The organism is Sulfuricurvum sp., assembly GCF_028712165.1.
Classification (GTDB): Bacteria; Campylobacterota; Campylobacteria; order Campylobacterales; family Sulfurimonadaceae; genus Sulfuricurvum.
Genome location: NZ_JAQTQR010000013.1, coordinates 1 through 13,892, shown reverse-complemented (window position 1 = coordinate 13,892; position 13,892 = coordinate 1). Strand labels below are relative to the sequence as shown.

Below are 13,892 nucleotides of genomic sequence, written 5' to 3'. Positions count from 1 at the left end.
CTCACAATTTAACTTCGTTCGATATAATCGGATTATTATTTCCTAGGATTTTTATGACCCCCCTGATACAACTTCTCATCGAAAAAACCGGACTAAGTTCCAAAACGATTACCAATATCCTAAAACTTCTCGAAGAGGGATCTACCATCCCTTTTATTGCCCGTTATCGCAAAGAGATGACAGACGGAGCTACGGACGAGCAGCTGCGCGATTTTGAGAGCGTATATGCCTACTCAAAAAAACTGCTGGAACGCAAAGAGGAAGTCGAACGGCTGATCATCGAGCGCGCTGTGATGAGCGAGGATCTGCGTTCACGGCTTAACAATGCCGCAACACTGCAGGAGGTAGAAGATATCTTTCGACCCTACAAAGAGAAAAAAAATACCCGTGCAAGTGCAGCGATTGCAGCAGGATTGGAACCATTGGCCGATCTGTTGGAGAGAGCTCAGTTGGATATTACAGAGTTTACGAAGCGTGCTGAATCGTTCGTAAAAGGGAGCATCACAACCCGAGAGGATGCAATCAAAGGGGCTCAGGACATAGTGGCGGAACGCTACAGCGATGATCCGAGAGAACGAGATCACTGGCGACGTCAGATTATGGACTATTCGTCATTTGAGATCAAAGGTTCGAAAGGGTTGAAAGAAGAGGGGCTTTTTGCCAAACTCGCCGGAAAAAGCGAAAAGATATCATCAATCCCGTCGCATCGTTACCTCGCGATTATGCGCGGTGTCAGTGAAAAAGAACTGAGCGTAAAGATCACACTCGATCTGGATCGGGTAGAAAATGCGATTGTGCGCTATCGGATTCCAAAAAATGCCAAGAGTTCCCAAAGTCTCTTATTGGCAAGTTATCTCGACGGGTTTAAACGGCTGTTGTTCCCTTCTCTCGAACGTGAAATCCATATGATGATCAAAGAAAAATCCGACACACAGGCGATCAATACCTTCGGCAAAAACCTGACACAGCTGCTGGGATCACCTCCAGTCACCAAACGAGCTATATTGGGAGCCGATCCGGCGTATCGTACGGGGTGCAAACTCGCCGTAGTGGATGAACACGGTACGTATCTGGATCATGCGGTGATTTATCCTACCCCTCCGCAGAGCGATTATGAAAAAAGTGCCAAAGTGGTTAAACAGCTTGCCGAGCGTTACGGTATCAATGCGGTTGCCATCGGTAATGGGACCGCATCACGCGAGACTCAGGAATTTTTTGCCCGATTGAACCGTGAAGAGGGACTGAGTCTCACCTATACCGTCGTATCCGAAGCGGGGGCATCGGTCTATTCGGCTTCTAAAATCGCACAGGAGGAGTATCCGCAGCTCGATGTTACGATACGCGGAGCGATATCAATCGCCCAGCGTTTGCGCGATCCGATGGCAGCACTGGTCAAAATTGATCCGAAATCGCTCGGAGTTGGACAGTATCAGCATGATGTCGATCAAAAACAGCTGGAAAAAAAACTTCATGAGGTAACCGAAGATCTGGTCAACCGAATCGGTGTCGATCCCAACAGTGCTTCGGCCTCACTTTTGTCCTACGTTGCAGGAGTCGGTGCCAAATTGGCGAAAACGATTATCGACTACCGTGAACACAGCGGTGCTTTTAAAAGCAAGCAGGAACTCCTCAAGGTCAAGGGACTGGGAGCCAAAGCGTATGAACAGTGTGCAGGATTTTTCCGGATACGCGAGGGTAAAAGTGTGTTGGACAATACAGGGATTCACCCTGAGAGTTATGATGCAGCCAATACCCTGTTAAAACGATACGATCTTAGCGCTATCACCAAAGAGCAGATTCCAAACATTGCACTGGAATTAGGGGTAGGGGAAGCGACGCTTGCAGATATCATTACAGAACTGCGCAAACCGGGATTTGATCCGCGTGAAACGCTGCCTCCGATCATTTTCCGTTCGGATTTGACGGATATCAAAGAGCTTAAAGAGGGTTCTATCGTCTCAGGTGTTGTACGAAACATCGCAGATTTTGGAGCATTTGTCGATATCGGTCTTAAAAACGACGGGTTGATCCATATTTCTCAAATGAGTGAAAAACGGATTGCACATCCGCTCGAAGTCCTTAGTGTCAATCAGCAGTTGAGCTGTATTCGAGTCGTGGAGGTTGATGTGATTAAAGGAAAAGTAGCTTTGAGTTTAAAGAACTAAGAAATAATAATTTAATTCATTTATTAATATTTTTTTCACCACTGCATAGTTAAAATTTTTCATGCAGAGGTATGGTGCAACATCTCATTTCTCTGTAAATTACTCGAGAAGGGGTTTATTATGTTGTTAACACGATTTGATCCGTTTAAAGAGTTGCGTTCATTAGAAAAACGCATAGGTGAAGCTTTCTCATCTGATTTAAGTAAAGATGTGTTTTCGAGCTTTACCCCCTCCGTAAATACACGTGAAGGCGAATATGCCTACCACATCGATGTAGACCTTCCAGGTGTCAAAAAAGAGGACATAAGCGTGAAGGTAGAAAATGGTGTTTTGACCCTCAAAGGGGAGCGAAAAGAGAAAAACGAGGTTAAAAAAGAGGACTATTACCAGTGTGAAAGCAACTTTGGCAGCTTTATACGTAGTTTTACTTTGCCCTCAAATGTCGATACTGAAAACATCCATGCCGAAAATAAAGACGGTGTTCTCGAAGTCACTCTGCCGAAAAAAGAGTCTAAAGACGACACAGTCAAACAAATCAAAGTGAAATAAACGTTTCACATTGTGCTACTTTTGCTACAATGTAAAAGTTGGAGAAATTCAATTGATCTTTTTCGCTCAGTTAAATCTTCAGCATTTTTAAAAGAGAGGAGTGATTATGTCAATAAAACTTATTATTGTTACTGATTTACAGCGCTTTAAACTTTTTGCTATCAAAGTGGATCCTATGGGTAGGGAATCAGTCGAGCTTGTTCAATCGATCGATAGTCTTGAAACCCATGAACGTCTGAGAGATAAAGTCTCTGATCGAAAAGGAAATTTCCAAGGCGTTGGTGCAAGCGGATCAGGTGAAAACCATAATCTAGAGGAAGAAGAAGAACATCGCCGCATTAAAGAGATTGCGGCTCAGATTTCAAGAAGCTTGCAAGAATACAGATATGATTCTTGGTATTTTTCCGCACCGAAAGCGATTAATAATCAAATCGTAGAATTAATCGATCCGGCAATAAAAAGTACAATGACGATCAATCTTCATGCTGATGTGACTAAAATTCCTGATGATCAATTACTGGAGTATTTTACGAAATAAACCGGATTAGACACTTTTATAAAAGGAGTCATTATGTCATCATTAGCATGGTTATCCCAAAAACTTGAAGACGGGAGGATTGCATGCCTCGCATGCAATCAGCACTGTAAACTCTCCGAAGGTGAATACGGAATCTGTGGAATTCGTCAAGTGCAAGATGGGCAACTGCAACTTCTGACATACGGACTTGCTGCGGCGGTCAATGTAGACCCCATCGAAAAAAAACCGATGTTTCATTTTCTACCGGGGTCAAAGGTATTTTCATTCGGAACGGTTGGATGTAATTTTTCGTGTAAATTTTGCCAAAATGCCGATATTTCCCAATACCCGAAAGAACATCATCACGAAATATTCGGACGTCCCCTTTCACCGCAGGAAGCTGTTGACCTGGCATTGGAATACAAATGCGACAGTATTGCCTACACCTACAACGAACCGGTCGTTTTTTTTGAATACACGTATGATACTGCCAAACTCGCTCATGAGGCGGGACTGAAAAATATCTACGTTACCAGCGGCTATGAAACGCATCAAGCGCTTGATACCATTGCTCCGTATTTGGATGGAATGAATATTGATATCAAAGGATATGATCAATCGTTTTATCGCAATATCTGTGGTGCTTCGCTCAAACCGGTGCTGGACACAATCGAATACGCCCATAAAAAAGGGATATGGATAGAGACAACGACCCTGCTGATTCCCGGATACAACGACTCGGACGAAGAGATCCGTGCGATCGCAGATTTCCAATCAGCACTTGATCCCTCTATGCCGTGGCATATCAGCGGATTTCACCCGATGTACAAAATGCAGGATGTTCCTAGAACTCAGGCTTCTACGCTTCGACGTGCGTATGAGATCGGTAAAAAAGCCGGATTAAAATATGTTTATGTCGGTAATATTGATGATGAGACACGAGAATCTACCTATTGTCCAAACTGTTACAAATTGGTGATCGATCGTCATGGACATATTGGACAATATGTTACGAATCATTTGAAAAATTTAAACCGCTGTCCTTACTGTGAAACACAGATAGAGGGGATTTGGAAATAATTTTATTATGAGAGAATAAGCGGGACAAAAACGAATCCCGGAAGCTCGTAAGAATCGATTGAACCGTTTTCTTGTTTGATAAAACGCCAAATACTGTTTTGGATCGGTATAACAAGTATTCCACCGGGTTTAAGCTGATCAAAAAGCTGTAGAGGCATTTCAGTTGCACTGGCAGAAACCAGTATCCGATCATAAACTTCCCCCGGTTTTCCCAGATAGGTTGCGTCACCTAACTTGATCGATGCGTTAGGAATATCGGCTTTGGCTAAATTATTATTTCCGTATTCGACCAATGAGTGAACGATTTCTATCCCTTCCACACTTCCTGATGCTCCCACAGCCGTTGCTAACAGTGCGGTCGTCCATCCTGATCCTGAACCGATATCAAGCACCCTGTTTCCAATCTGAGGAGCGAGGAGCTCGAGCATAATAGCAACGGTATAAGGTTGGGATATCGTTTGAGCTTTTCCTATGGGTAACGGACGGTCTTCATAGGCATAAGAAAAATACTCTTGGGGGACAAAAAAAATACGGTCGCATTTTTTGAAAGCATCGATGAGAGATTGGGTTCTAAGAACCCCTGCCGCTATTAAGTGATGAATAAGCTGTTCATTGCCGAGCATTTTATTTCACTGTCGTTCAATTATTCTTTCTGCGTCATTATCTGGTCTAAATGGTAAAAAAGATTCGGGTATTTTTGTTTGATCTCACTTACCAGCCAATCGAGATCAATATTGACGACGGTACTGTCTGATTGGGAACGAGCCATTGTCTGTATTCGGTCCATTGCTACGGACCAAACATCTTCAAAATCGATAGGCAAACGCTGCCAAATTGCTTTTTCAAGTTTATGTTGAAAATTTTCACTTTGACTGTTACTGAGGAGTCGTATGATCATCGATAAAGACTCGGCCGATGTCAACGTATAAATACGATCTTTTTCGTCAATGATAATCCACGGCCGTGTCTCTTTCCAACTCCCTTGTATCAGCTCAAGCTCTTTATGTCGATCATCAACACCGGGGGTCATTTTGACGATGGTCATATCGATGGGATCAATACCGAGTTTTTCGGCAACTTCTCCCAAATGATTGTTCAGATGCTCTGGATAAGACATAATAACCCTTTCATTCCCCAACAACGGTACGTGCCGTCGGATTTGCCATTAATCTCTCAATCGGGATTGATTTTCCGGTTTTTTCACAAATACCGTATATCCCCAAATTGATACGATTTAATGCGGCATCGATTTCAAAGAGTTGAGATTGGAGCTGAGAGAGAATGGCATGGTCGGTTGTGTTGTTGATTTCAATCTCAGCCATATCTTCTATATCGCCGATATCTTTTCCGGAATCAATACTGGTTACTTCTGCTTTGATCAATCGTATGTTTTTCTCTATGTTTGCTTTTTCTGTTTTTAGGATGGTTTCAAAATCTTTGAGAGTCAGTTTTTTCTGTGTACTCATAATATCCCCTTTCTATAACAAAAATTTAATTAAGCTAGATGATAACAAAAAAATACTAATAAGTGATAAGAAACATTATGCTACATCTTTAGTAGATTGTTTAGCGATTGGGTCTATTCTTTTTGACTTACTGGAACCATTTTGGATACACTAAAATAACTTTATAGAGTGGATAACAGCGAATGAAACAAATGATGCAGATCTATCGTGATAATCGGGATGCGGTAGAGGGGTTTTTAGTTACTACAATCAGCGATAATCCTCGCCAAGATTTTGATGATCTCCAGGTACGAAATTTTTTCAAACGATTACCATGTCTGAGCGATATGTATCTGATGAACGCTAAAGGGGAACAGATAACCCCTACATGGCGTCGGCATGATCATGATATGTCGTTAAAAGGCTCAGACCGTTCCTATTTCATCAACCGAATACAGTTTGATGAAAAAGGCAATTACATCTCCAACCCCTATATCTGTGCCAACAGCGGAAAGCCGAAAGTTTCGGTTGCCCGAAAGTATCCGGATGGCAAGATTGCCGTGTTTGATATCGATGTGGTTGCCGTGCTGAGTAAAATGCATCTGATCGACAGCAACCGGCTTATATCCAAACTTTCTGTCGGGGTTTATGCACTTTTGGGCGGAGGGTTGGTTTTACTAGCACTCTTTTTAGGTGTTTACGGATTGGTCGGTTTTGTAAAAGCACTGATAAGTTTCGGTGATGAGACATTGCAGCACGTGTTCAAATCGATTATCGGAATTACACTGGCTATCGCGATTTTTGATCTCTCGAAAACAATATTAGAGCATGAGGTATTCTATCGTTCATTGACACCTGAGGAGGGAAATGAATACAAAACGCTGACGAAATTTCTTACCTCGATTATTATTGCCCTCTCGATCGAATCGTTGATGGTGGTGTTTAAAGTGGCGATTGACGATATTCGCAACATGAATTATGCTTTCTATCTTATCAGCGGCGTGGGTATTTTGATCGTCTCTATGGCAGTCCTCAATTATGTCGGACGTAAGAAACATAAAGGGCATGAGTAATTGAAATCAGGAGATATTGTATGGAACAGCAAATAGCATATTTAAATCAGTTTTACGTCAAAGCGATCGATTTTTTAGCCAATTACAGCTTCCAGATTATCGGAGCACTGATCATTGTAACGATCGGCTGGTTTTTGTCGAAATATGTATACAATCTTCTCATCAAATTTTTTCAACAGCATGATTTTGACGTAACACTGGGGAAATTTGTTGCCAACGGCATCCGAATATTGGTTTTCGGTGCCATGCTGGTTGTCGCCATCGGTAAATTGGGAATATCTATTGCACCCTTTATCGCAGCGGTCGGTGCGGTTTTTTTAACGGCGGGTTTGGCGATTCAGGGAAGTGTCGCCAACTATGCGGCCGGAATTTCACTCATCATTACACGACCGTTTAAAATCGGGGATACGATTCTGATCAACAAAGTCTATGGTGAAGTCGAAGAGATACGTCTTGCGTATACGACACTGCGAACCGAAGATGAAGAGCTTATTACGGTTCCGAATAAAAATATGATCGGTGAAGTGATCGTCAACTCATTTAAATACCGTATCGTAGAGTCGAGTATCGGGATTTCCTATGATGCCGATGCCGAAAAAGCGATCGCAATTATCCGTAGAGTGATAGAGGGGATTGAAAACGTCTCAAAAGAGACCCAGGCGATCATCGGTATCGAAAAATTCGGAGACAGTGCAGTTGAGCTCGGAGTACGCTATTGGGTTCCGACCCGCAATTTTTTCAAGATACAATACGAAGCCAATATGGCCATCTATAAAGCGTTGAGAGAGGCGAACATTACGATTCCCTATCCTCAACGTGAAATACGTATGGTTTCACAACAGATAAATGAGGGTTTATAATGAGCGAACGTTTCAATAAGGCGGCAGCGGAATGGGACAAAGGCGATATGCGTCAAAATATCGCCCATGCGGTGTTCCAAACGATATCAAATCGAATTTCTTTACTCAATACGATGCATATTATGGATTTCGGAGCGGGTACGGGACTGCTTAGTTTTAAAATAGCTCAAATGGTTCAACAGGTTGTCGGGGTCGATCTTTCCGAGAAAATGCTGGAGCAGTTGGAGAGTAAAAATTCGGACAAACTTAGAGTGGAAGCAATCTGCCAAAATATTTGCGAAACGCCTCTGGAAAAACAATTCCACGGTATCGTCAGTTCAATGGCAATGCACCACGTCGAAGATACGGCAGATTTATTCAGAGCATTTCATGCGCATCTAAAACGTGACGGTTTTATCGCAATTGCCGATTTGGAAGCCGAAGACGGGACATTTCACAGCCACGGAAATGAGGGAGTTCATCATTTCGGTTTTGATCGGGATACGTTGCGCAAAACGATTGAAGATGCAGGATTTGAACATGTCCGTTTTCATCATGCCCATACGATAGAAAAAGAGACGCAGGACTATCCTATCTTCCTCGTAACCGCCAGTAAAAAATCCTAAACCCCTTCGCTCGTACGCCTTATGCATACTTTCGGATAATACACTTCCAAGGAGTATCCGATGGTAAGCCGAGCTAAAATCAAAGAACTTATGAACGAGAGTGCCTGCTCTCACAGTAAAGACAAAAAACCCGGAGAAGGGTGTGATAAGCCCAAACCGGGGCTAGCTGCCGGGGGATGCGCATTTGATGGTGCACAAATATCCCTTTTTCCGTATGCCGATGCAGTCCATTTGGTTCACGGGCCTCAAACGTGTCTGGGAGCATCTTGGGAAACCCGTGAGACAAAAACGTCGTACAAGGGAACAGATCATACACAAATGGGATTTACGACCGGAATCACGACCAATGATGTAATCTTTGGCGGAGATAAACGTCTTGCGGATTCGATCGATCATGTGATGGAGCATTATAAGCCTGAAGCGATTTTTGTTTATTCGACGTGTGTCACATCATTGGTCGGTGATGATATGGATATGACATGTAAAAAAGGATCTGAAAAACACGGTGTACCTATCGTTCCTGTTCACGCTCCGGGATTTGTTGGAAGTAAGAACCTAGGCTCGCGTCTTGCGGGAGAAGCCGTGTTAGAGCATTTGATCGGTACAAAAGAACCTGAGTTCACGACTCCCTATGATATCAATCTGATCGGCGATTACAATGTTACCGGAGATATGTGGCAGTATATGCCGCTGTTTGAGAAGATCGGTATACGAGTCCTCAGTTCGATGAGCGGAGACGGCCGTGTCGGTGATATCCGCTGTGCCCACCGTGCAAAACTTAATGTCATCGTGTGTGCCAAATCTCTTATCACGTTAACCCGCAAAATGCAGGAACAATACGGTATCCCTTGGATTTCGGTATCGTTTTACGGAAAGCGCGATACGTCTTTTGCGATTCGTGAAATCGTCACCGCTTTGGGTGATCCGGAACTCATTGCACGAGCCGAAGCAGTGATCGCCGAAGCCGAAGCGGAGTTGGAAGCCAACTTGATCCCGTATCGAACAATGTTTGCAGGGAAAAAAGCGGTTCTCAATACCGGTGGAAACAAAGCATGGTCGATCGCTTCAGGACTTCAGGATTTAGGGATTGAAGTGGTAGCGACAAGTGTCGCAAAATCAACGCAGGATGACATCGATAAAGCTCGTGAGTATCTGGGAGAAAATGGGGTGCTGATGACCAAACCTGCTTCTGAACAGGGGAAAATCATCGATCAGACAGGAGCCCATATTCTTCTTGCTGGAGGACGCAGCCTCTATACCGCGATCAAGAAAAAAATCTCGTTTATTGACGTCAATCAGGAGAAAAAAACGAGTTATGGCGGCTATAACGGATTACTCAACCTTGCGGAAGATCTGAAATACGCATTCCGCAATCCCGTGTTTGCCAATGTCGGCAAACCGGCACCGTGGGAAGTATGAAAGATTTAAAATTTTGCGTTAGGAACAGGATAGTGCTCGATAACATAGTCGATATCTTTATCGCCGCGTCCACTGAGATTGACTAAAATGGTTTGATCGGCTGGGAGTGTTTTCGCTAGTTTCATAGCATAAGCGACCGCATGAGCCGATTCAAGGGCAGGAATAATCCCTTCTAATTGAGAAAGAGTATAGAAAGCTTCGATGGCTTCATCGTCATTACAAAGTGCCACATTGCTTCGACCGATCTCTTTTAGATAAGCATGTTCAGGTCCGACAGAGGGGTAGTCGATACCCGATCCGATTGAGTGTACAGGGGCAGGGTTACCTTCGGCATCTTTGAGCATGATAGAGTTGAATCCGTGCATAATTCCCTCTTCACCGTAGGTGAGAGTTGCGGCATGGTCTCCGAGCTTTTCCCCTTTACCGAGCGGTTCAACTCCGTAGAGTTTGACACTCGGTTCATCGATAAATGCGGAGAAAATCCCCATCGCATTCGAGCCGCCCCCAACACACGCAATTACGTTATCAGGGAGTTTTCCCTCATGCTCCATAAACTGCTCTTTTGCTTCGAAACCGATTACGGACTGAAAATCACGAACCATCATCGGAAACGGATGGGGACCGACGACTGATCCGATACAGTAGATGGTACTATCGGGATCTTTTACATAGGCTTCGAAAGCTGAGTCTACTGCTTCTTTTAGAGTTTTTAGCCCGTGTGTTGCAGGAACAACTTTCGCCCCTAATATTTTCATCCGTACAACATTTGGGTGCTCTTTGGCAATATCGACTTCACCCATATGGATTTCACATTCCAGACCGAAATAAGCTGCTGCTGTTGCTAATGCGACACCGTGTTGTCCTGCTCCCGTTTCTGCAATCACTTTTTTCTTTCCCAAATGTTTTGCGAGGATCACTTCTGCCATACAGTGGTTAAGTTTGTGAGCTCCGGTATGATTGAGATCTTCTCGTTTGAGATAAATCTTAGCTCCTCCACAGTGTTTGGTGAGGTTTTGTGCAAATGTTACGGGTGTCGGACGCCCTTGATAATGTTTGCGGACGTATTTGAGTTCGTTAATAAATTCAGGAGAGTTTTTAATTTCTTTATAGGCTTGCGTAATTTCTGCAAACGGTTTTTCGAGAACAGGGGGGATAAAAGAGCCTCCAAATTTTCCAAAATATCCGTTTTCATCTGGGTGAGATTCGAGATAAGAAGTGTTCAAATGATGCTCCTATGTATTTAAATGTTTCTGATTATAGATAAATAAATGTATTGTATGTCTTAAAATGGTTCTTCTCGCACACTTCTTGCAATATCTAAGGTAACTAAGGAGTTGTCATGGAATTTTCCCTCTCTCGTCATGAACATAAACCTCTTCAAGTCAACCCGATCAAGCATTCGCAGCCGATGGGTGCGACTCTCGCCTATCTGGGGGTAAAAGATTGTATGCCCCTGATGCACAGTGCGCAAGGGTGTGCTTCGTATACAAAAGTATTTTTTACACGCCATTTTAATGAACCGATCGCGATTAACAATACATCTGTCAGCGATATCACCGCGGTGCTTGACGGCGGTGATTATTCGATCTTGATGGCGATTGAAAATATTCAAAACAAAGAGAAGACGCTCAAACCTTCCATGATCGGATTGCATACGACTGGACTCACCGAGACCAAAGGCGATGACGTACGCGGAGTAGGGATGCATATCGAAATCCCTTATGTATATGTCAATACACCTGATTATGAGGGTGGAATGGAGAGCGGTTGGGCTCTTACCGTCACCGCGATGATCGAACAACTTACTGTTGCCGCTACCGAAGTAAAAACTAACAAACTTGTCTTTCTGCCGCATTTGAGTATGCAGCCGATCGAGGTTGAAAAGATCAAATGTCTGTGCGAGGATTTTGGATTTGAGACCTATGCTCTACCGGATCTTTCAACCTCACTGGACGGATATTGGGAAGCAGGGCAGGGGAAATTGGCCAATGGCGGGATCACAGTCGATCAGATTCGTGATTTGGCCACCTCTTCGATTGTAATCAGTATCGGTGCATCGATGAAAAAATCGGCTCAGGCATTACAAAAAAAGAACCCTGCAATTGAACATCTCCATTTCGATCATTTGATGGGGTTAGACGGGTGCGACAATTTTGTAGCGACCTTGATGAAAATACGACACACAGACCCAAAACCTTTGATGAAACGCTGGCGTGCACGTCTTCAAGATGCGATGTTGGATGCCCATTTTCTCATTGGAAGCTCCCATTTTGTCGTAACCGGTGAACCGGATATGCTCGTTGGAATCTGTGCATTGCTCCGAAGTGTCGGCGGAACCATCGATGCTGCAATATCTACAACATTTAGTGATGCATTGCACAATATTGAAGCGGAAAAAGTATTTGTCGGAGACCTGGAAGATGCACGAACTTTTTTCGATTCTGCGGATATGGTCATCAGTAATTTTCATGCAGAACGAATCTTGCATACATATCACAATACGGCACTCGTTCTACGCGGATTCCCGAATTACGAAGAGTTGGGGAATCAGCTTAAAAGCGATCAGTTGTACGAAGGCAGTACCTATTTTTTATTTGAGATAGCAAATTCATTGAGAAAGGTCAAACATGAACACTAAAATCACAGTAGAGGGGAATGGAACCATGGAAAATGCGATGAAAGTCGCCTTCGCGACCAAAGATATGGAAGAGATCAACGCCCACTTCGGCGGAGCGAGAGAGTTTGTTGTTTACAACGTCTCTAAAGACGGGTTTTCCCTCTCTGAAGTTATTAAAACCGATACCTCTGAACTTGAAGATGATGATAAAACGGATTTTCGTGTTCGTGCACTCAAAGGTGTAAACATCATGTATTGTGAGAGTATCGGCGGTACGGCAGCAGCAAAAGTTATCCGTGCAGGTATCCATCCTATGAAAGTGAATGAGCCGACTTTGATCGAAGATGTGTTGAAAACTTTAGTGCAAATGATTAATGGAAATCCTCCACCATGGATTAAAAACATCATTCAAATGCAAACCGAACACGATGTTCGACAAGACCGATGGGCAGAAGGAGAATAATATGGACGCAGAAAAACAATTGAGTGAATTTGGGATGGAGATTGTACGACAAATTCGTGCACTCGATCAATTTGGCAACTGGTCACGAATCAGTGATGAAGAGTTGTTGGTAAAAAAATATGTCAAAACCAAAGAAGAATTAAAAGCAGTTCCTTTGATCGCAGACATTGATGAAATGATGATTAACGACATCAAAATGATTTACAAAGCAATTGCACTTTCTTTTGAACGTAAAACGGGTGTTGTCTGTAATGTTATTATGGAAATGAGTCATGAAGGATTCGGGCGCTGTGCCGTAATCGCGGATCGTATTTGTATCGTCAATAAGTATTTTAAAGATGCACACCGTTTCAGTTTCCGTACATTGGAAGCATTATTTGAAGACGGAGACAAAAGCTTGCAAAGTGCAATCGATATTTACGAACAATATAAACCATGTATTAAACAGGAGGGGTAACTATGGCAAAAGTCGGTATTTTCTTTGGTAGCAGCAGCGGTGTCACACGGGGTGCGGCAGAACTTCTTGCGGATGAGTTCAAAGGTGCAGAACTTATCGATATGGAAGAAGATTTTGACGGTATAGAGCAATTTGAAGATTTTGATGTCTTGTTGCTCGGTTCCTCTACCTGGGGTCAAGGTGATCCTCAACGCGATTGGGTTGACCCACTTTACGATCTTAGTAACGACCGCCCGGATTTAGAGGGTAAAAAAGTTGCATTTTTCGGTGCAGGTGATCAGAAAACACACGGAGAGCATTTTTTAAGCGCTCTTGGAAAAATGCATGATCTATTCACTTCTCTCGGTGCATGTGCATACGGATTTACTTCAACAAGCGGATACGATTATGAATTTTCATTGGCAGAACGTGACGGAAAATTCTGCGGATTAGGGATTGATGATGTCAATCAAGAAGATTTGACGGAAGATCGTGTTAAAGAATGGGCAAGTCAACTGAAAAGTGAAATAGGACTCTAGAGTCAAAATTGCATAACGAGTAATACAAGGAGCATACGATGGGAACATTAGCCGAATTTCAAAAAATTACCGATACCGAAGATTTCTTTGATTTTTTCGATTTGGAATACGATGAGCGTCTTGT

The 13,892-nt window shown here is 43.2% G+C and carries 17 protein-coding genes; 13 read left to right on the top strand and 4 right to left on the bottom strand.

The genetic code is table 11. The annotated features are described in order from the left end of the window. Nucleotides 1-53: 53 nt before the first annotated feature. The 4 genes from PHP90_RS03610 to amrS all read left to right on the top strand — a co-directional run bounded on the left by PHP90_RS03610 (nucleotide 54) and on the right by amrS (nucleotide 4,311). A complete protein-coding gene (locus tag PHP90_RS03610; RefSeq protein WP_299925375.1) occupies nucleotides 54-2,165 on the top strand; it encodes a Tex family protein in 2,112 nt (703 codons plus the stop codon). Nucleotides 2,166-2,285: 120 nt separating this feature from the next. After that, on the top strand, nucleotides 2,286-2,714 hold the full coding sequence (locus PHP90_RS03605) for an Hsp20/alpha crystallin family protein (protein WP_299925372.1): 429 nt from the start codon (nucleotides 2,286-2,288) through the stop codon (nucleotides 2,712-2,714). A 106-nt stretch (nucleotides 2,715-2,820) separates the two neighbouring features. After that, the gene (locus PHP90_RS03600; RefSeq protein WP_299925369.1) at nucleotides 2,821-3,252 is read left to right on the top strand and encodes a host attachment protein; all 432 of its coding nucleotides are present in this window, start codon (nucleotides 2,821-2,823) and stop codon (nucleotides 3,250-3,252) included. A gap of 33 nt (nucleotides 3,253-3,285) precedes the next feature. Then, complete coding sequence (amrS, locus tag PHP90_RS03595; RefSeq protein ID WP_299925366.1) at nucleotides 3,286-4,311, top strand: AmmeMemoRadiSam system radical SAM enzyme; 1,026 nt, start codon at nucleotides 3,286-3,288, stop codon at nucleotides 4,309-4,311. 5 nt (nucleotides 4,312-4,316) lie between these two features. Here the strand turns inward: amrS and pcm are convergent, their stop codons facing one another. The 3 genes from pcm to PHP90_RS03580 are packed head-to-tail and all read right to left on the bottom strand — an operon-like array spanning nucleotide 4,317 to nucleotide 5,777. Beyond that, a complete protein-coding gene (gene pcm, locus PHP90_RS03590) occupies nucleotides 4,317-4,934 on the bottom strand; it encodes a protein-L-isoaspartate O-methyltransferase (protein ID WP_299925363.1) in 618 nt (205 codons plus the stop codon). Nucleotides 4,935-4,954: 20 nt separating this feature from the next. Continuing rightward, nucleotides 4,955-5,428 carry a DUF2603 domain-containing protein gene (locus PHP90_RS03585; RefSeq protein WP_299925360.1) on the bottom strand — a complete coding sequence of 158 codons (474 nt, stop codon included), beginning with the start codon at nucleotides 5,426-5,428 and terminating at the stop codon, nucleotides 4,955-4,957. Between the two features lie 10 nt (nucleotides 5,429-5,438). After that, nucleotides 5,439-5,777, bottom strand: a complete 339-nt coding sequence (locus PHP90_RS03580) for a TraR/DksA family transcriptional regulator (protein WP_299925357.1) — start codon at nucleotides 5,775-5,777, stop codon at nucleotides 5,439-5,441. Between the two features lie 182 nt (nucleotides 5,778-5,959). On the opposite strand from PHP90_RS03580, the gene PHP90_RS03575 reads away from it, so the two are divergent. Genes PHP90_RS03575 through nifE form a run of 4 tightly spaced genes read left to right on the top strand, consistent with a single transcriptional unit; the run spans nucleotide 5,960 to nucleotide 9,713 of the window. Continuing rightward, entirely contained in the window at nucleotides 5,960-6,829 is an 870-nt protein-coding gene (locus PHP90_RS03575; protein WP_299925354.1) for a hypothetical protein, read from the top strand. A 20-nt stretch (nucleotides 6,830-6,849) separates the two neighbouring features. Further along, nucleotides 6,850-7,689, top strand: a complete 840-nt coding sequence (locus PHP90_RS03570; RefSeq protein ID WP_299925351.1) for a mechanosensitive ion channel family protein — start codon at nucleotides 6,850-6,852, stop codon at nucleotides 7,687-7,689. Continuing rightward, nucleotides 7,689-8,294, top strand: coding sequence for a class I SAM-dependent methyltransferase (locus tag PHP90_RS03565; RefSeq protein ID WP_299925348.1), 606 nt, complete (start codon nucleotides 7,689-7,691; stop codon nucleotides 8,292-8,294). The genes PHP90_RS03570 and PHP90_RS03565 overlap by 1 nt, the downstream gene beginning before the upstream one ends. Nucleotides 8,295-8,354: 60 nt before the next feature. Then, the gene (nifE, locus tag PHP90_RS03560) at nucleotides 8,355-9,713 is read left to right on the top strand and encodes a nitrogenase iron-molybdenum cofactor biosynthesis protein NifE (protein WP_299925345.1); all 1,359 of its coding nucleotides are present in this window, start codon (nucleotides 8,355-8,357) and stop codon (nucleotides 9,711-9,713) included. Between the two features lie 5 nt (nucleotides 9,714-9,718). Here nifE and trpB read toward each other — a convergent pair whose 3' ends face one another. Next, nucleotides 9,719-10,936 (bottom strand): tryptophan synthase subunit beta, encoded by a 1,218-nt coding sequence (trpB, locus tag PHP90_RS03555; protein ID WP_299925342.1) that lies wholly within the window; start codon nucleotides 10,934-10,936, stop codon nucleotides 9,719-9,721. 116 nt (nucleotides 10,937-11,052) lie between these two features. Between trpB and nifN the strand changes: the two genes are divergently transcribed. From nifN to PHP90_RS13995, 5 genes are all read left to right on the top strand, one after another. Next, entirely contained in the window at nucleotides 11,053-12,351 is a 1,299-nt protein-coding gene (gene nifN, locus PHP90_RS03550) for a nitrogenase iron-molybdenum cofactor biosynthesis protein NifN (RefSeq protein WP_299925339.1), read from the top strand. After that, on the top strand, nucleotides 12,341-12,793 hold the full coding sequence (gene nifX, locus PHP90_RS03545) for a nitrogen fixation protein NifX (RefSeq protein WP_299925336.1): 453 nt from the start codon (nucleotides 12,341-12,343) through the stop codon (nucleotides 12,791-12,793). The genes nifN and nifX overlap by 11 nt, the downstream gene beginning before the upstream one ends. Before the next feature lies 1 nt (nucleotide 12,794). Continuing rightward, a complete protein-coding gene (locus PHP90_RS03540; protein ID WP_299925333.1) occupies nucleotides 12,795-13,250 on the top strand; it encodes a NifX-associated nitrogen fixation protein in 456 nt (151 codons plus the stop codon). Between the two features lie 2 nt (nucleotides 13,251-13,252). Continuing rightward, entirely contained in the window at nucleotides 13,253-13,768 is a 516-nt protein-coding gene (locus PHP90_RS03535) for a flavodoxin (protein WP_299925330.1), read from the top strand. 38 nt (nucleotides 13,769-13,806) lie between these two features. Further along, the coding region (locus tag PHP90_RS13995; protein WP_366141099.1) for a nitrogenase-stabilizing/protective protein NifW at nucleotides 13,807-13,892 on the top strand (86 nt) is incomplete at its 3' end.

Coding starts and splice junctions, on each gene's coding strand:
- PHP90_RS03610 (WP_299925375.1), top strand. CDS start 54: ATGACCCCCCTGATACAACTTCTCATCGAAAAAACCGGACTAAGTTCC.
- PHP90_RS03605 (WP_299925372.1), top strand. CDS start 2,286: ATGTTGTTAACACGATTTGATCCGTTTAAAGAGTTGCGTTCATTAGAA.
- PHP90_RS03600 (WP_299925369.1), top strand. CDS start 2,821: ATGTCAATAAAACTTATTATTGTTACTGATTTACAGCGCTTTAAACTT.
- amrS (WP_299925366.1), top strand. CDS start 3,286: ATGTCATCATTAGCATGGTTATCCCAAAAACTTGAAGACGGGAGGATT.
- pcm (WP_299925363.1), bottom strand. CDS start 4,934: ATGCTCGGCAATGAACAGCTTATTCATCACTTAATAGCGGCAGGGGTT.
- PHP90_RS03585 (WP_299925360.1), bottom strand. CDS start 5,428: ATGTCTTATCCAGAGCATCTGAACAATCATTTGGGAGAAGTTGCCGAA.
- PHP90_RS03580 (WP_299925357.1), bottom strand. CDS start 5,777: ATGAGTACACAGAAAAAACTGACTCTCAAAGATTTTGAAACCATCCTA.
- PHP90_RS03575 (WP_299925354.1), top strand. CDS start 5,960: ATGAAACAAATGATGCAGATCTATCGTGATAATCGGGATGCGGTAGAG.
- PHP90_RS03570 (WP_299925351.1), top strand. CDS start 6,850: ATGGAACAGCAAATAGCATATTTAAATCAGTTTTACGTCAAAGCGATC.
- PHP90_RS03565 (WP_299925348.1), top strand. CDS start 7,689: ATGAGCGAACGTTTCAATAAGGCGGCAGCGGAATGGGACAAAGGCGAT.
- nifE (WP_299925345.1), top strand. CDS start 8,355: ATGGTAAGCCGAGCTAAAATCAAAGAACTTATGAACGAGAGTGCCTGC.
- nifN (WP_299925339.1), top strand. CDS start 11,053: ATGGAATTTTCCCTCTCTCGTCATGAACATAAACCTCTTCAAGTCAAC.
- nifX (WP_299925336.1), top strand. CDS start 12,341: ATGAACACTAAAATCACAGTAGAGGGGAATGGAACCATGGAAAATGCG.
- PHP90_RS03540 (WP_299925333.1), top strand. CDS start 12,795: ATGGACGCAGAAAAACAATTGAGTGAATTTGGGATGGAGATTGTACGA.
- PHP90_RS03535 (WP_299925330.1), top strand. CDS start 13,253: ATGGCAAAAGTCGGTATTTTCTTTGGTAGCAGCAGCGGTGTCACACGG.